15 protein-coding genes and 1 pseudogene are annotated in these 16247 nt (G+C 70.6%); 8 read left to right on the top strand and 8 right to left on the bottom strand.

Going from position 1 to position 16247, the window contains the following annotated elements; translation table 11 throughout:
• Window position 1: 1 nt before the first annotated feature.
• The 4 genes from ACZ4D5_RS18705 to ACZ4D5_RS18690 form a co-directional block, all read right to left on the bottom strand.
• Window positions 2-814 carry a hypothetical protein gene (locus ACZ4D5_RS18705; RefSeq protein WP_467773439.1) on the bottom strand — a complete coding sequence of 271 codons (813 nt, stop codon included), beginning with the start codon at window positions 812-814 and terminating at the stop codon, window positions 2-4.
• Between the two features lie 108 nt (window positions 815-922).
• Entirely contained in the window at window positions 923-3538 is a 2616-nt protein-coding gene (locus ACZ4D5_RS18700) for an SdrD B-like domain-containing protein (protein WP_467773438.1), read from the bottom strand.
• A 189-nt stretch (window positions 3539-3727) separates the two neighbouring features.
• Window positions 3728-5098: a threonine/serine exporter family protein gene (locus ACZ4D5_RS18695; protein ID WP_467773437.1), complete on the bottom strand. Its 1371-nt coding sequence runs from the start codon at window positions 5096-5098 to the stop codon at window positions 3728-3730.
• A 34-nt stretch (window positions 5099-5132) separates the two neighbouring features.
• Entirely contained in the window at window positions 5133-6194 is a 1062-nt protein-coding gene (locus tag ACZ4D5_RS18690; RefSeq protein WP_467773436.1) for a Dyp-type peroxidase, read from the bottom strand.
• 329 nt (window positions 6195-6523) lie between these two features.
• Between ACZ4D5_RS18690 and ACZ4D5_RS18685 the strand changes: the two genes are divergently transcribed.
• On the top strand, window positions 6524-7618 hold the full coding sequence (locus ACZ4D5_RS18685; protein ID WP_467773435.1) for a right-handed parallel beta-helix repeat-containing protein: 1095 nt from the start codon (window positions 6524-6526) through the stop codon (window positions 7616-7618).
• A gap of 201 nt (window positions 7619-7819) precedes the next feature.
• Here the strand turns inward: ACZ4D5_RS18685 and ACZ4D5_RS18680 are convergent, their stop codons facing one another.
• Both ACZ4D5_RS18680 and ACZ4D5_RS18675 read right to left on the bottom strand, forming a co-directional pair.
• Window positions 7820-8734: an MFS transporter gene (locus ACZ4D5_RS18680; protein ID WP_467773592.1), complete on the bottom strand. Its 915-nt coding sequence runs from the start codon at window positions 8732-8734 to the stop codon at window positions 7820-7822.
• Window positions 8625-9029, bottom strand: a pseudogene (locus ACZ4D5_RS18675) (MFS transporter); the annotation flags it as partial. The pseudogene ACZ4D5_RS18675 and the gene ACZ4D5_RS18680, both read right to left, overlap by 110 nt.
• A 256-nt stretch (window positions 9030-9285) precedes the next feature.
• On the opposite strand from ACZ4D5_RS18675, the gene ACZ4D5_RS18670 reads away from it, so the two are divergent.
• Together ACZ4D5_RS18670 and ACZ4D5_RS18665 are read left to right on the top strand one after the other, a co-directional pair.
• Window positions 9286-9873: a sigma-70 family RNA polymerase sigma factor family protein gene (locus ACZ4D5_RS18670; protein WP_467773434.1), complete on the top strand. Its 588-nt coding sequence runs from the start codon at window positions 9286-9288 to the stop codon at window positions 9871-9873.
• 231 nt (window positions 9874-10104) lie between these two features.
• Window positions 10105-10746 carry a uridine kinase family protein gene (locus ACZ4D5_RS18665; protein ID WP_467773433.1) on the top strand — a complete coding sequence of 214 codons (642 nt, stop codon included), beginning with the start codon at window positions 10105-10107 and terminating at the stop codon, window positions 10744-10746.
• A gap of 165 nt (window positions 10747-10911) precedes the next feature.
• Here the strand turns inward: ACZ4D5_RS18665 and ACZ4D5_RS18660 are convergent, their stop codons facing one another.
• Window positions 10912-11688 (bottom strand): SigE family RNA polymerase sigma factor, encoded by a 777-nt coding sequence (locus ACZ4D5_RS18660; protein WP_467773432.1) that lies wholly within the window; start codon window positions 11686-11688, stop codon window positions 10912-10914.
• 192 nt (window positions 11689-11880) lie between these two features.
• Here ACZ4D5_RS18660 and afsQ1 point away from each other — a divergent pair, with 192 nt between their 5' ends.
• The 5 genes from afsQ1 (at window position 11881) to ACZ4D5_RS18635 (ending at window position 15631) form a co-directional block, all read left to right on the top strand.
• A complete protein-coding gene (afsQ1, locus tag ACZ4D5_RS18655; RefSeq protein WP_362332079.1) occupies window positions 11881-12558 on the top strand; it encodes a two-component system response regulator AfsQ1 in 678 nt (225 codons plus the stop codon).
• Complete coding sequence (locus tag ACZ4D5_RS18650; RefSeq protein WP_467773431.1) at window positions 12555-14129, top strand: ATP-binding protein; 1575 nt, start codon at window positions 12555-12557, stop codon at window positions 14127-14129. Before afsQ1 ends, ACZ4D5_RS18650 begins: the two co-directional genes overlap by 4 nt.
• Window positions 14126-14728: a hypothetical protein gene (locus ACZ4D5_RS18645; protein WP_467773430.1), complete on the top strand. Its 603-nt coding sequence runs from the start codon at window positions 14126-14128 to the stop codon at window positions 14726-14728. The genes ACZ4D5_RS18650 and ACZ4D5_RS18645 overlap by 4 nt, the downstream gene beginning before the upstream one ends.
• Window positions 14729-14790: 62 nt before the next feature.
• Window positions 14791-15339, top strand: a complete 549-nt coding sequence (locus ACZ4D5_RS18640) for a VanZ family protein (RefSeq protein ID WP_467773429.1) — start codon at window positions 14791-14793, stop codon at window positions 15337-15339.
• 91 nt (window positions 15340-15430) lie between these two features.
• Entirely contained in the window at window positions 15431-15631 is a 201-nt protein-coding gene (locus ACZ4D5_RS18635; protein ID WP_055702831.1) for a PspC domain-containing protein, read from the top strand.
• A gap of 82 nt (window positions 15632-15713) precedes the next feature.
• On the opposite strand, the gene ACZ4D5_RS18630 is transcribed toward ACZ4D5_RS18635, so the two are convergent.
• Window positions 15714-16112, bottom strand: a complete 399-nt coding sequence (locus ACZ4D5_RS18630) for an ATP-binding protein (RefSeq protein WP_467773428.1) — start codon at window positions 16110-16112, stop codon at window positions 15714-15716.
• Between the last annotated feature and the right edge of the window lie 135 nt (window positions 16113-16247).

Here is a 16247-nt window from a genome sequence, read left to right as displayed (position 1 = left end):
CTCACACGCGGCGGGCGGGGCCTCCCCACGGGGCGTCGGGCACCTTGGAGGCGGCCTTGCCCTCCACGATGTCGATGCGCACAGGACCGGGCAGTCCGCGCACGGTCGCCTCGACCCGCCGCAGGTCCCCCGTCGGGCCGATCCAGTACCTCAGCGGGGAGCGGGTGGTGCGCACGGCGGGCTTCTCCTTCGCCGAGGGGCGCGGCCCGGAGACGATGTCGTACTCCTTGCCGTCGAGTGACTCCCGGCCCAGCCAGCGGGGCCCGGACTGGGCGAGCAACTGGGCGTTCTCGGGGCGGTTCGAGCCGAGCATGTGCGTCATCCGCAGGGCGATGTCGAGCGGGTCGGTGGTGTAGGCGCGCGGCGACCAGGCCGGGCCGCGCATGCCCGACGCGGTCCTGGCGATGCCCTGGACGCCCGCGTCGGCGCCGCGCGCCCCCTTGTCGGGAGCCACACCCAGGCCCCCCATGTCCCAGGCCAGCATGCCCGTGTCGCCCCGCGACGGACGGTCCGTCATGCTGTAGCGCCCCACCGCCCGGTGGACGCGGTAGTCGACGAGGCCGTGCACGACCATCGCCTGCTCCTCGTCCTGGGGAATGGTGATCCGCAGCTCGGCGGGGCTGGCCTCGTACGTGCTCATCCGGGCCATGGCGAAGCGCTGGACCTCCGCGCCGGTGAGGGCCCGTTCCTCGGGTTCGGCGCCGGTGCCGTGCAGCGTGACCCCGACGGCCAGAGCCGCTCCGGCCGCGGCCGCTCCCGCACAGGCGAGCAGGGTGCGGCGGCTCAGCCGGCGCAGTGGATTCATCAAGGACATGGGCCTGCCTTCCATGGGACTTCCGGGGAAAAGGGGGGCGGCAGCCCGCCCGTGGCCGTGAGGCCGGGGCGGACTGCCGCAGTCAGTCCAAGTCGAGCGAGAGCCGGACTACTTCTTCTTGATCGGCGTCTCCGGCTTGTTCTTGAGCGTCACCCGGAGCGGGTTGAACTCGCAGTTCTTCTGCGTGACCTTGAGCGGCCCCGTGACGGCCGCCGCGCCCACGGGCTTGATGAAGCCCTCGGGGGTGGCGGTCTCGACCAGGTAGTAGCTGCCGATCAGGATCTTGGAGAAGGTGCACTTGCCCTTGGCGTCGGTGGCGCACTCGCCGAGACGCTTGTCGGCCTTGCCCTTGCGCTGCAGGCCCTTCTTGCCGTTGGTCTCCTGCCACAGCTGGAAGACCGCGCCCATCACGGGCGTACGGTCCTTGGCGCTGACCTTGGTCAGGATGATCTTCGTCGGCTTGTGGAAGCCGAAGTCGATGTCGTGGTCGTTCTGCCCGGCACCGTCGATCTTGACGTCGGCGGCGGAGAATCCGTTGCCGTACGGCTTGCCGTTGGAGTCGACGGCCATGTTGCCGCCGTTGCCGAACTGCGAGGGCTTGTAGCCCTCCAGGACGCCGCCCTTGGCGTAGTCGGCCGGGTTGTCCATGCGGACGAAGTACTTGCGGCCGTACTTCCAGTCCTCCTCGGCGACGTTCTTGACCAGCGTGGAGTCGAAGTAGTACTCGCCCCGCTTGTTGGTCTTGGCCGTGCCGATCTTCTTGTTCTTGGCGTCGTAGAGGTTGACCGTGGCGCCCACGACCGGCTTCTCGTCCGCGTCCTGGATGCCGTTCTTCTGCCGCTTGCCGTTGTCGTACCAGACGCGGTTGCCGATCTGGAACGGGGCCTCGTCACAGAGCACCTCCAGGTCGGCCATGGAGCCGCCCTTGCCGAAGGTGGTGGTGAGCTGGTTGCCCAGGCCCGTGGCGCGGGCCGGGTCGAAGCGGTTGATGAACATCGTGCCGCCGTTCCAGGTGCCATCGATCACGTCGATGCCGGAGGTGGCGATGGTGTCCTCGACCTTGGACAGGGCGATACCGGAGTGGGCGGCCTCCGTGTGCCAGGTGGCACGGTAGTCGCCGGGGTAGTACTCCTTCGGGAGGCTCCCGTCCGGGGTCGCACGGCCGCCGTTGTTGGCGGTGGTGGCGTTGTTCTTGCAGCCGCCGTTGCCGTCCAGGACGAACTTGCCGTCCTTCTTGCACGCGCGGTTGATGTCACCGCCCGAGGACGGGTCGGCGTCCGCGGCGCCGCCGGGCGTCCGGGTGAGACCGTTGCCCGTCTGGTCGGAGTAGCGGTCGCGGAAGCCGAGGATCAGCTCCCCGTCGGTGTCCACGATGATGTCGCCGAGGATCGGCTGCGGGTAGGCGTGCCGCGCACTGCAGCTCTGCTCGACCTCGCCGCTCGCGGTCTTCACCTTCTGGGTGGGGCGCCAGCCGTTCGCCCACGGGAACCAGCCCGCGCCCTTGCAGCTGCCGGGCAGGTCGTCGGCGACACCGCGGGAGAAGTCCAGCCGGTCGTTCATGATCGTGCCGGTGAACGTGCCGCTCTTCGGGTTGAACGTCTGGATGACGGCCCGCATGTCGGCCTTGCTCTGGCTGGACTCGCCCGAGCAGACACCGCCCACGTAGACCGTGCCGTCCTGGAGGCCGAGGCCGAAGGGACGCCAGTCACCGGCGGCCTTGCAGCCCGGGTTGGGGATCGCGTACGACGCCTTCGGCGCGGACGCCGTCTTCTTGGTGGCGTCGTACCGGTAGAGCTTGCGGTCCTTCAGGTTGACGACGTAGAGGTCCTTGCCGTCGTCCGTCACGTCCACGTCACCCAGCGACTCCTTGGTCACCGCCGGAACGATGCCGATGTCGAAGCCGTCCGGGCCGCTGGCGGCCATGTTGTGCGGGGTGTTGCCGACGTTGGGGACCTTCGTGAACAGCGTCGTCTGCTGGCTCTCGCGGTCGGTGAGGTAGATGGCACCCGGACCGTCCGGACCGTACTTGGACGCCCGGCGCGTCATCGCCCCGGAGAAGATCCACTTCTTGGGCTTGCTCCAGCCGATGCCGTACACCGCACCCGTGGCGTCCCTGTCCGCCAGGTCCGTCGTCTGGTTGTTGTTGCCGCGGGCGTTGTAGGGGAAGCCCACCAGCGTGCGCCGGACGGCGGGCTCGTTGAACCCGTCGATGTCCTTGCGGATGCAGGCGGTCACCAGCTCGGCGTTCTTCTGGCAGTAGTCGCCCGGGTACCAGAAGGACGTCGTGAACTCGACGTCCTTGCCGCCCTTGAGGTCCACGAACTCCACGTTCGAGGACATGATGTTCGGGTCGCCCAGGTCGTCCTTGGGCTGGGCGAAGCCCGAGAAGAGCACGCCCGGCTTGGGGTTCTTCGCCTCGACGCGGTACTTGCCGCCCTTCAGCTTGGTCCCGGGAGCGAGGCTGACGGTGCCGTCCGCCCCGGTCTTGCCCGTGATGCTCTTGCCGTCGGCGTCGGTGAGAACCACCTGGACCCCGGACATGCCGGGCTCCAGCGCCTTGTCCCATTCGCCGTTGGCGTCCACGGCACGGACGACGCGGACCTTGACAGAGCCGTCACCCGCGTCGCGGGCCTGTGGGGCCGCCGAGGCGAAGGCCGGCAGGCCGGCCCCGGCGGTAGCGGCGGTGAGCAGCACCGTCATGCTGCACAGCGCTCGCCGCTTCATATGTAGTTCCACGGTTGTCCTCTCTGATCTCGAATTCGAGAACCCCATCGAAACTGCACATTTCCCCCGGGAGAGTTCAGGAGGCGCGCCAGGAAATGATCAATACGGAATGCGTCGCGCATCCATCCGGCCGAAGGAACAGGGGGTCGAAGGAACAGGGAATCGAGAGAACGGAAAATCGATCCGCCATCACGCCTTGGCCCACCGGCGGCGCAACTGCCGGAAGAAATACGCCGCTTCGTTGCCGAAGCTGACCCCCGTGGCCAGCACGACCATCAAGGCGATGGCCTGCACCATGTGTGTGACGCCGTCGTCGGAGTCCCTGACGGCGAGCTCGCTCAGGGCGCGGTAGAGGACACTGCCCGGCAGCAGCGGTGTGACGGCCGGAATGACCAGGGGCAGCGCCGAGTCCCCCGTACGCCGGGCGACGAGCCGCCCCGCGAGGCTGATGCCCATCGCGACGACACCGGTGGTCAGCATGCGCGAGTAGCCCGCGTCGCGCAGGGCGACGTACGTCAGGACACCGCCCACCCCCAGCAGCAGCACGGTGAACCACTGGCGGGGCGGCACCCCCATCCGGGAGGCGATCGCCACGGCGAACACCGCGGCGCCCGCGAAGCGCCAGGAGAAGTAGTCGATGGTGGTGCCGTGCGACAGGAGCGGCAGGTCCTGGCCGTTCTTGGTGGCGACGACGAGGACCACCCCGATGCCGGCGACGATCGCGACGAACACCAGCGCCGCGTCCATCACCCGGGCGTACGCGGTCAGGTAGTGCCCGGCCAGCGCGTCCTGCACCGCGCCCACCATGGTGAGCGTGGGCAGCAGCGAAAGGACCCCGCCGACGACGAGGGCCGGGCTGATGTCGCCGTGCCCGAGGAGATCGGCGACATAGGCGAAGACGGCCGCGGGCATGGCGGCCAGCGCGAATCGGTAGAAGGGCAGGACGCCCAGGGCGGACAGGACGCCGGTGAGGTATCCGGCGAGCGTGGCGGCGACGAAGGACGGGGCGACGACCAGCAGGTCGCCGCCCGCGAGCAGACTTCCCGACGCGGCGACGACCCCGCTGTGCGCCGCCGCGATCCCCCACCGGGCGGCCCGGCCCTTGCGCACCTCGCCCTCGGGCGGCGGGCTCAGGGCGATCGCGCGCTCCCGCGCCTCGGTCGCGGTCACCCTCCGCTCGCTGATCTCCTTCACGAGGCGGTGCGCCTGTCCGAGCGCCGTGAAGTCGTTGGTCCTGCGGCGGATGACCCGCTGCTCCACCAGCGGCCGGGGGTCACCGGGCAACCGGCCCGACAGGGACACCACCCACATCGTCACGTCCGGCTCGCACCAGTGGAGCCCGAAGGACTCCGCCGTCGTCATCATGCCCGCGGCCGTCTCCTCCGCGGACGCGCCGTTGGCGATCAGCGCTTCGCCGATCATCAGCGCGAGGGCGATGACGAACGCCGTGTCGGGCTGCCAGGGGTCGTCGGGCGGCGGCAGCGCCGGGTCGGGGTCGGGCTCCAGGCCGCGCAGCCGGCCCAGCTTCTCCTGGAGCCACGACAGCGAGTCCCTGGACAATGCGGGGTCCTTCCTGTTTCCGGGACGGGCCGGGTCAGGCCAGCAGGTCGCCCAGGTGTTCGCCCGGTCCGGGCGCGGGCAGGACGTAGCCGACGGCCGACGCGCGGTGTTCGGTGAAGGCGCTCATGGCGTCCTCGTCCGCCAGCCGCTGCTGGACGCGGACGAAGAGCGACGGATCCTTCATGTACGCGATGAAGAGCAGCCCCTTGTCGTCGCCGCCGTCGTCGTAGGAGTAGCCGCGCCGGAGCATGCGGGCCCCGCCGTCGAGGCGGGAGTGCGCCAGGCGGACATGGGCGTCGACGGGGATCACGTAGCGGCCCTGCGGGGTCTTGGCGAACAGGTCGACGGCGTCGTGTTCCATGCGGGCGCCCAGCGGTGCGCCGCTGCCCCGGTGGCGGCCGATCACGTCCTCCTGCCGGTCCGTGGGCAGCGCCGTGAAGCGGTCGACGTCCATGTGGACGCGGCGGTAGACGAGGTGGGTGCCGCCCTCGTTGTTCCACACCCAGCGGGGCAGTTCGCCCGGCGGAGGGTTCTCGGTGCCGTCCTTGAACCCGAAGAGGTTGCGCGGGGTCTCGTGGACGGCGTGCGGCGGCAGGAATCCGCTCTGCCGCCAGCGCGGGCCGAGGGCGTCCTTCGCCTGATCGGTCAGCCGGGCGGCGGCGCGGCGGCAGGCCAGCGGGTCGTCCGCGCACAGCTGGACCAGGAGATCGCCGCCACTGCGCCGTGCCTCGAGGCGGTCGCCCGGGAAGGCGGGCAGGTCGCGCAGGCCGTCGGGGGCGGGCAGGCCGAGCTTGCGGTAGAGGCCGGGTCCGGCGGCCACCGTGAGCGTCACGCGCCGTGCCGGGTGCGTCGACCACGCGGCGAGGGCGCGGCGCACACCGTCCGCGGCCGCTCTGCCGCGGTCTTTCGCGCGTACGTCGTAGGCGACGAGGAGGACATGGCGGGGCTGCGCCTCCGAGACTCCGGCCTGGACGCGGCGTTGCGGAGGTTCGTCGTCGGGGCCGGTCGGGCGGGACGCGCAGCCGCTCGCCCCCGCCAGAGCGACGGTCGTGGCGGTGAGCAGGGAGCGGCGGGGCAGGGACGGCGGAGCGGTCACCGGTACTCCTCAACAGAGTGCGCGCCATCGTGGGCCGGAAGGCAGGCATGACGGTACACCTTTGCGACATGAAGCCAGTTGTCATGAAATGTCATGTCCCATCGTCCCGTTGGCGCCGAGCCCTGCGCCTGGGCGCCGCCGTCCTGGCCGGGGCAGCGCTCTCGGCCCTGCCCGGCTGCGGCTTCTCCGGCTCCGACGACAGGCCGGGGCCGACCGGACCACCCGCCATGCTGCGCGTACCGGGGCAATACCCGTCAATCCAGAAGGCAGTTGATGTCGCACGATCGGGCGACGTGGTACTGGTCTCTTCGGGGGTTTACCGGGAGTCCGTGGCCGTCCGGCGGCCCGGGGTGACGCTGCGCGGCGCCGACCGCTCGCGGACCGTCATCGACGGGGAGTTCAAGCGGGCCAACGGCGTGACCGTGACGGGCAAGTCCTCGGTGGTGGAGAACCTGACGGTGCGCAACCACCTCGCCAACGGCGTCCTGTTCACCGGGGTGACCGACGAGCGCCTCCAGGGATCCGGTGCGGGCGGCGCCGGCTACGACCCCCTGGACACCGCCAAGTTCCCTCCTCTGAAGGGCTTTCGCGCGTCGTACGTCACCGCGTACAACAACGCCCTGTACGGGATCTACGCCTTCGACGCCCGCAGCGGCGTCATCGAGCACTCCTACGCGTCCGGCCAGTCCGACTCAGGCATCTACGTGGGCCAGTGCGACCCGTGCGACACGGTGGTGCGGAACAACACGCTGGAGCACAACGCGATCGGCGTCGAAGTCACCAACGCGTCAAGGGACTTGTACTTCCTCGGCAACGTGATGCGCCGCAACCGCGTGGGCATGACGGTCAACTCCAACAACCTGGAGGCACTGGGCCCGCAGCACGACGCCGTCGTCGTCGGCAACACCATCACGGACAACAACGACGACCGCAGCCCCGAACAGGCGGAGGGCGGATACGGCATCGGCGTGGGTGTCGGCGGCGGCACCCGCAACCGCTTCGAGCGCAACCGCGTCGAGGGCCACAAGGTCGCCGCTTTCGTCCTCAGCGACGTCCAGGGCTACCCCGTCAAGGCCAACCGCGTCACGGGCAACGCCATCGGCCGGCGCGACACGGCCCTGGTCCTGGAGGCGCGCCGCACCGGCGGCAACTGTTTCGCGGACAACGGGACGGCACCGACCAGCCCGGCACGGCTGCCGCGCGCGGTGTCGGCCTGCCCGGGCCAGGACAAACCCCTGACCGAGCCGGGCGGGCCCCGTACCGTCGAGGCACCCCCGGGCATCTCCTTCAAGGAGGTCGCCGCTCCGGCCCCACAGCGGCAGATGCCCACGGCGACGACAGCGCCCGGGCGCCCCGCGTCCCACCTCCCGGGACCCGTCGACCTCGACACCTACCGACTGCCTGTCCCCGCCGGCGGACGGTAACCGCCTTCTCGGCAAGGCGACTTGCACGTCCCAGGTGTACGTCCCAGGTGTACGTCCCAAGTGAGAAACGGGAGAACCTCGCGACTGCCGTGAAGGGTCGAGAAGGGCACCAAGGGAAACCCGGCTTTCGCCTCCCCTTGGTGCCCCTTCTCCGTCGCGCTACGGATCACGTGCTCCGTCGGGGGGGGGAGCCATCTCCTGTCACGGCCGACTGCCTGAAGGGGGCGCCCAGCGCGTCCACCACGCTCCGCACGCGTCCGCTGCCCACGTCGTGCCCCTGCGCGGCCGCCGTTTCACGCAGGGCCCGTCCACCTCGGACACTTCGCCCTGCCAGGTGGAGACGGCCGCGTTGACGCCCACGGTGCCGAGCACCGCGAGGCACACCGAGGACCCGATCTGCCGTGCTGCGTTCAGGACACCGGAGGCCGCTCCGGAGACCCCTGCGGGGACGTCGCGCATGGCCACATGGGTCACCACGGGAACGAACGTGCCGAACCCCCCGCCGTACAGCGCGTACCCGAGGGCGCTGACGGCGAACGGGGTCGTTCCCGCGCGACTGAGCAGGAACACGCCGACCGCGGCCGTGAGCGTGCCCCACGTGGCCACGGTCGCCGCCTTGAAACGGGCGTCCAGCCGTCCGCCGAACTGCGCCATGGCCAGGAACGGAATGTTCATGAACAGCCACGACAGCCCCGTACGCAGGACCGACCAGCCCGCGACGTTCTGGAAGTACAGCGTCACCCAGAACAGTGCGCCGCTCATCCCTCCGTAACAGAGCATGTAGACGCCCGACGCGCTCACGAAGCTCCGCCCCCGCAGCCAAGGGCACCGCCACCAGGGGCCCGCCCCACGGGTGGTTGGACGACTCGACGAAACCGAGCGTGAGACCGACCAGCCCGAGCGAGCTGAGCGCCATGCCCGGCACGTCGAGCTTGCGGGCCTGGGGGTTACGGGACTCGCGGACCGCGACAAGCGTGCAGGCGATGCCCAGCGCGGCGAAGGGAAGGTTGACCCAGAACACCGACGGCCAGCTGAAGAAGGTGAGCAGGATGCCGCCCCCCACCGGTCCGGCGCCGAATCCGGTGCCGCCGATGGCCGCCCAGGCCCCGATCGCACTGGCACGCCGCTCCTTCGGGTAGGTCTCCGTGATGATGGACAGCCCCAGGGCAAGCATCGCCGCACCGCCGACTCCCTGCACGGCACGGAACGCGATGAGCGAGACCGCGTTCCATGCCACCGCGCAGGCGATCACGCCGACCAGGAAGACGATCATCCCTGTCAGGAAGACGCGCTTGCGGCCGTACCGGTCACCGAGTGCCCCGCCGGCCGGGATGACAGCGGCCAGACTGAGCGAGTACGCGCTGATCACCCATTCCAACTCGGCAGCGCTCATGTGCAGTTCACTCTGCATCGCCGGCAGCGCCACGTTCACGATGGTCAGGTCGAGTGAGGTCATGAATATTGCCATGCACATGGCAAACAGGGTCAGACGCCTACGCCGCGTCTCGGTGAGGGTGAAGCTCATGCCGCCTCCTCCCGCAAGGTGCGTGCGATATGCAATGAAGTGATCATCGGTGCTCCACGTCGGATTCACGATCAGTGGGCCGGCCGGCGGCCCACTAGTGATGACCCCTCATGACCGAGGAGTGTGACCGTGCAAGACCACGGTGATCGGCCGGATCTGCCTGAACGTCCTGCGCTCACGCGCCGCGCGGCCGGAGGACCCGGTCGGCGTCCATCTGCCGGATCCCGTCGTCGGCCACGACCCCTCGCACGGCCCCGAGGACGAAGCGCTGCTGAGCGAATCGGTCAGCCTCGCGCTGCTGATCGCCAGCCGGGCACGCCGCCGGGTTCAGGGCACACACGAAGTGGAGTCCGGCGGAGACTTCGCGACCCGGCGCTTGCTGGTCGACGCCTTCTTCGCGGCGGCGCGGAACGGCGATCTGGACGGCCTGGTGGCCGCACTCGCCCCGGAGGTCGAACTCCGCGCCGACGGCGGACTCGCGCTCTCCTCGGCCACAGCCACGATCCGCGGAGCCCGCCTCGTGGCGGAGCGGGCCGCGCTGTTCCGCCAACCCGGTGCCACAGTGACCCCCGTCGTCGTCAACGGCGCCCCTGGCGTGCTGGTCGACCGCTCCGGTACGCCCGTGTCCGTCATGGGCTTCGCCATCAGGGAGGGCCGGATCACACAGATCCAGATCCTGCTGGACCCGCAGCGTCTCGCCGCGATCGACTTCGAGGCCTTCAAGGCGTAGGAAGCCGGGCATCCCCTCAGGGCACGCCGGTCAGGGCACGCCGGCCAGGTCCGGGACGCGTCCGTCAGAGGCGGGCGGAGCCGTCTGCCTCCTCAGGCTGGGCACCCTTTACGCCTCGGTTGATAATGACTCCCGACCACGCTGACGAGCCGTGTCGGGAGATGCGGTCCAACGGGCCTCCTGCACTGCGCCGATTCGCCAGCAAAACCCCAGGTGAAAAGGTTCACTGCTTTGGGATCCCACCCCCCGATACCCACCCGCGTCGTGCTGCTCGCCGGCCCCTCCGGCTCGGGCAAGTCGTCCTTCGCCGCCCGCTCCGGACTGCCCGTCCTGTGTCTGGACGACTTCTACAAGGAGGCCGACGACCCCACGTTGCCGCAGGTGCCGGGCAGCTCGGACATCGACTGGGACTCCGCGGCGTCCTGGGACGCGGACGTCGCGGTCGCCGCCATCGAGGAGCTGTGCCGCACGGGCCGCACGACGGTCCCGGTGTACGACATCGCCACCAGCTCGCGCGTCGGGCAGGAGGCCCTCGACATCGAGCGCACGCCCCTGTTCATCGCGGAGGGCATCTTCGCGGCGGACATCGTCGAGCGGTGCAGGGAGCTCGGCGTGCTCGCCGACGCGATCTGTCTGCGGGGGCGCCCCTCCACCACGTTCCGCCGCCGGCTCCTCCGGGATCTGCGCGAGGGGCGCAAGTCCGTGCCGTTCCTGCTGCGGCGCGGGTGGCGGCTGATGCGGGCCGAGCGCGCGATCGTGGCGCGGCAGACCGCCCTCGGCGCGTACGCCTGCGGCAAGGAGGAAGCCCTGGGGCGGGTCGCGGCGGCCGCGGCCGGACGGTGCGTGAAGGCACGGGTGCGGAGCGGTTCGTGACGGGGCCGGAGTCTCGTACCCCCTGAGAACACCCCGTACATGCAGAAGGACCGGAAAGACCCCCCGGCCTTCCGGTCCCGCTGACTTTCCCCCGTGCTTCCGCCGCGTCCCCCCGGAGCGGCGGCCCCCGTACTTCCCCCGTGCTTTCCCCCGTCCCCCCAATCCTCAGGCGACCAACTCGCCGAAGGACTCCTCCTGGTCACGGCCGAAGCTGAGGACCTCGTCCTCGCGCAGCCGGCGGAGCGACCGCCAGATGCTGGACTTCACCGTGCCCACGCTGATGTCGAGGATGTCCGCGATCTCCGGGTCGGTGCGGCCCTCGTAGTAACGCAGGACCAGCATCGTGCGCTGCAGTTCGGGAAGGCGGGCCAGGGCCTGCCAGAGAACCGCGCGCAGCTCCGTGCCACGCATCGCGTCCGTGTCGCCCGCCGTCTCCGGCAGCTCCTCGGTCGGGTACTCGTTCAGCTTGCGGCGGCGCCACGCGCTGATGTGCAGATTGGTCATGGTGCGGCGGAGGTAGCCCCCGACCGCGGCCTTGTCGCTGATCCTGTCCCAGGCCCGGTACGTCGAGAAGAGGGCGCTCTGCAGCAGGTCCTCGGCCTCGAAGCGGTCACCGGTCAGGTGGTAGGCGGTTGCGTACAGGGAGGCGCGGCGCTCCTGGACGTAGGCGGTGAACTCCGCCTCCGACAGCGACTTCCGCTCCCCCGAGTCCTCCCCGTACGCGGCTCCCCCGTGAGCTCCCCCGTCCGTTCCCCCGTGAGCCCCGCATCCCCCGTGGCTCCCCTGGAACGCGTCAACCACCGTCATGAACCCGGTGTGCTGACGCCCGGTGCCGCGAGCGCACCCCCGCCCGCTCACGGCACCGGACTTCTCAGATCCCCGTCCGACGTCGTGGAGACGCGTGACAACTGCGCTTGAGCTGGTGCTGTGCAGCGTATTCATCTCGCGCCCCCCGTCGGTGGAGTCCGGCTTCTTGCGTGTGACCAAAACTCTGCCCGACCCACTTCATGACGGTGTCCGTCGACTGTCACAGGCCTGTCACAGCGCCTTGCACCCCCTTCCGCGCGTGAGGGTGCGGTGTGGGAGCGCTCCAGCAGTCGAACTGGGGCCGTGGCATGGGACAGAATGACGTCCGTGCCTTCCCTGTTGCTGATCGAGGACGACGACGCCATCCGGACGGCCCTGGAGCTTTCGCTGACGCGCCAGGGACATCGGGTGGCCACTGCTGCCACCGGCGAGGACGGCCTGAAACTGCTCAGTGAGCAGCGGCCGGACCTGATCGTGCTGGATGTGATGCTGCCGGGCATCGACGGGTTCGAGGTGTGCCGTCGCATCCGGCGCACCGACCAGTTGCCGATCATCCTGCTCACCGCGCGCAGCGACGACATCGACGTGGTGGTGGGCCTGGAGTCCGGCGCCGACGACTACGTGGTCAAGCCCGTGCAGGGACGGGTGCTCGACGCCCGCATCCGCGCCGTGCTGCGGCGCGGTGAGCGCGAGTCCAACGACGCGGCGACGTTCGGTTCGCTCGTGATCGACCGGGCCGCGATGACCGTGACGAAGAACGGCGAGGACCTCCAGCTCACGCCGACCGAACTGCGTCTCCTCCTCGAACTGAGCCGCAGGCCCGGACAGGCCCTGTCCCGGCAGCAGTTGCTGCGCCTGGTGTGGGAGCACGACTACCTCGGTGACTCCCGGCTCGTCGACGCGTGCGTACAGCGGCTGCGCGCGAAGGTGGAGGACGTGCCGTCCTCGCCGACCCTCATTCGTACGGTGCGCGGCGTCGGTTATCGGCTGGACACGCCTCAGTGACCAAACCGCAGGACAAGCTCCGCGGCTGGGCCGCGGCGCGCAAGGCCATACTGGCGGGGCTGCGCTTCACGAGCCTGCGGCTCAGGCTCGTCGTCGTGTTCGGGCTCGTGGCGCTCACCGCCGCGGTCTCCGCTTCCGGCATCGCGTACTGGCTCAACCGCGAGGCCGTGCTCACCCGTGCGCAGGACGCCGCGCTCAAGGACTTCCGCCAGCAGATGCAGAACCGCGCCGGGGCGCTGCCGACCAACCCCTCGCAGGAGGAACTGCAGGCGACCGCCGCGCAGATGGCGAACAGCAGCCAGCGCTACAGCGTGCTCCTGGTCGCCGAGAAGAAGGGCGGCGGCCAGATCGTCGGCTACTCCGACCTGGACGCCTTCACGCTCGCCAAGGTCCCTCAGTCGCTGCAGAAGGCGGTGAACAAGAAGCAGGCGATCACCTCGGGCAACAAGAGCCCCTACCACCTGTACTGGCAGCGCACCGTCGACCACGGCACCCCCTATCTGGTGGGCGGCGCCACGGTGATCGGCGGCGGCCCCACCGGTTACATGCTCAAGTCCCTTGAACCGGAGGCGAAGGACCTCAGTTCGCTGGGCTGGTCCCTGGCCATCGCCACGGGTCTCGCGCTGATCGGCTCCGCGCTGCTCGCGCAGGCCGCGGCCACCACCGTGCTCAAACCCGTGCACCGCCTGGGAGTTGCCGCGCGGCGGCTCGGCGAGGGCAAGCTGGACACCCGACTGAGGGTGTCGGGCACCGACGAACTGGCCGATCTCTCCCGGACGTTCAACAGAACCGCCGAGAACCTGGAGAAGAAGGTCGCCGACATGAGCGCCCGTGACGAGGCGTCCCGGCGCTTCGTCGCCGACATGTCGCACGAGCTGCGCACCCCGCTGACCGCGATCACCGCCGTCACCGAGGTCCTGGAGGAGGAGCTCGACGCGGAGACCGGCTCCGTGGACCCGATGATCGAGCCGGCCGTACGCCTGGTGGTGAGCGAGACCCGCCGCCTGAACGACCTCGTGGAGAACCTCATGGAGGTCACCCGCTTCGACGCGGGCACCGCGCGCCTGGTCCTCGACGACGTCGACATCGCCGACCAGATCACCGCGTGCATCGACGCCCGCGCCTGGCTGGACGCGGTCGAGCTCGACGCCGAGCGCGGGATCACGGTCCGCCTCGACCCGCGCCGCCTCGACGTGATCCTGGCCAACCTCATCGGCAACGCCCTCAAGCACGGCGGCTCCCCGGTGAAGGTGTCGGTGCGCCTGGAGGACGCGAAGCTCGTCATCTCCGTACGTGACCACGGCCCCGGCATCCCCGAGGACGTCCTGCCGCACGTCTTCGACCGCTTCTACAAGGCGAGCGCGTCCCGCCCGCGGTCCGAGGGCAGCGGCCTGGGCCTCTCCATCGCCCTGGAGAACGCCCACGTCCACGGCGGCGAGATCACCGCCGCGAACTCCCCGGAGGGCGGCGCGGTCTTCACGCTGTGGCTGCCGCGGGACGGCGGGAGCGAGGCCGAGGGCGACGGCGCGGGCCGGGCCGAGGACGACCGGGCCGAAGGGAGCCAGGCATGAACGGGCGACGGATCCGTGCCGTGGCCGCCGCCGTCGGGCTCACCGCGGCGCTCGCCGGGTGCGGGATCAGGTCGACGGAGGTCCCGACCGACTACGGCCCCGCCCCGTCGCGGGTGCCGTGCGTGATGTCGGGCTCCAGCATCGCCTCGCAGTCGGGCGACGGCGTGCCCGTGCAGGTCTTCCTGGTGTGCGCGGCCCAGCTGGTGAGCGTCGACCGGACCGCGCAGATCCGCACGGACAAGGCGGACACCGACCGGGTGCACATCGCCCAGGCGCTCCTCGACGAGCTGGCGGCGACCCCGTCGGAGCCCGAGAAGCAGGCGGGCTTCGCGACGGACGTGCGCGGCGGCGTCACCGTCACCGGGCCGCGCGCGGGCGACCCCGCCGACACCCTGCGCTTCAGTACGCCGCCGGAGGACCTGTCGGCGTTCGCGCTGGCACAGATCGTGTGCACACTGGCCGACAGCGCGGCGTCGTCGGGCGAGGACTCGGTGATCATGGGCGGTCCCGCGGACGCCCCGCTGCGCGAGTACGAGTGCGGCGCGGAGGTCCGGTCCCGGCCCGGGACGGTGGCCCCGCCCTCGGAAACCCTTCGGTAACCGGCGCGTAACCGCCTCTGTTACGCGGAACCGATCCCGCCGCCCGGGACGTCTTGAGGGGCGTGCGTCAAGGCTCGGGCGGCCGTGTTGCCGCCATCCGCTTCCGCGCGGCGGGAGGATTCCTCCTCGTCGCGCACCTCCTGCTCGTCGGGTGGATCACGCTGCGTCCGCTGGACGTCCCCTGGGTGAGTGCCGCGAATCTGCAGCCTCTCGCCGGGATCAAGGCGGATTTGGCGCTCGGCGGTCTGCAGGCGGCCCGCCGGATCGGCGAGAGCACGCTGCTGCTCGCCCCGCTCGGGGTGCTGCTGCCGCTGGCCGGCGGGCGGCTCGTCGTCTCGCCGTGGGGTTCGCTGGTGCGTACGGTCGCGGCCGGGGCGCTGCTCTCGCTGGGCATCGAACTGCTGCAGACCGGGGTCCCCGGACAGGTCGTCGACATCGACTCGCTGCTCCTGAACACCCTCGGGGTGGCGCTCGCGCACGTGGCGATCGTGCCCGCGGCCCGGGCCAGGCTCCGTCGCCGTGAGGACGGGGAGCACCGCGCGGCCCTCCTGCGGGAGGACGCCCCTCAGGGGCCGACCCCGACGATTCCCAGGGTCGGTATCGCACCGTAGAGCGATGCTTTGGCCTGCTTCGCGAACATACCTTTGAGTCATCGAGGCCGACGAGGAAGCCTCACACCGACGGTTCGCGAAGGAGCCCGACATGACCGCCCTTGCCCGCCCCACCCACGGCCGGATGATCGGCGGAGTGTGCGCAGCCCTGGCCAAGCGCTTCGGCACCTCCGCGACGACGATGCGCGTGATCTTCGTGCTCTCCTGCCTCCTGCCCGGCCCGCAGTTCCTGCTCTACATCGCGCTGTGGGTCCTGCTGCCCTCCGAGAGCAAGGCCCGCCAGGCCTGGTGACCCCGGCCCTTCCCGTACGTACGCCGATGGGGCGCCCCTCTTCGTGAGGGGCGCCCCATCGGCGTACGTACGGGAAGGAGCGTCAGACCATGCTGACCGGCAGGCCGCCGCCCGCGCCGCCGACCGGCAGGCTGCTGCTGCTCACCGGCAGGCCGCCGAGCAGACCCGAGACCGGGTCGCCGCCGGGCGTGGGCCCGGCCTTGTCGCCGGCGAGACCCACCGCGGGGGCGGTCTGCTCGACGGTGGGCTTGGCGGTGCTCAGACCGCTGGCGAGGGCGTTCTGCCCGGCGGCCAGGGACTCGGGGGCGCCGGCGGGCAGGGTCTTCGCGGCGTCCTCAAGCGGGAGCACGGAGGAGACGGTGCCGAGGGCCGCGGCGGCGTCGGGGACGGCCGGGGCGGCGTTCGCGGCACCGGCACCGGCGGCGGCGAAGGCGGCACCGAGGGCGGCGACACCGAGGGTCTTGGCGGCAGACTGCTTCATCTTCAATGCGTCCTTAACGTCTTTGCTGAGCGGTTTGCTTGGGGGGGGCTTTGAGCGGTTCAACGACCGTAAACAGCCCCGATCACGGGCCGCAATCAACGGAAAGCGGCCGGGAGTCGATGACTCCCGGCCGCT

Source organism: Streptomyces sp. NPDC025651, from assembly GCF_055558735.1.
This window is presented reverse-complemented; position numbering and strand designations above follow the sequence as displayed.

Coding starts and splice junctions, on each gene's coding strand:
- ACZ4D5_RS18705 (WP_467773439.1), bottom strand. CDS start 814: ATGTCCTTGATGAATCCACTGCGCCGGCTGAGCCGCCGCACCCTGCTC.
- ACZ4D5_RS18700 (WP_467773438.1), bottom strand. CDS start 3,538: ATGAAGCGGCGAGCGCTGTGCAGCATGACGGTGCTGCTCACCGCCGCT.
- ACZ4D5_RS18660 (WP_467773432.1), bottom strand. CDS start 11,688: ATGAATACGCTGCACAGCACCAGCTCAAGCGCAGTTGTCACGCGTCTC.
- ACZ4D5_RS18645 (WP_467773430.1), top strand. CDS start 14,126: ATGAACGGGCGACGGATCCGTGCCGTGGCCGCCGCCGTCGGGCTCACC.
- ACZ4D5_RS18635 (WP_055702831.1), top strand. CDS start 15,431: ATGACCGCCCTTGCCCGCCCCACCCACGGCCGGATGATCGGCGGAGTG.
- ACZ4D5_RS18630 (WP_467773428.1), bottom strand. CDS start 16,112: ATGAAGCAGTCTGCCGCCAAGACCCTCGGTGTCGCCGCCCTCGGTGCC.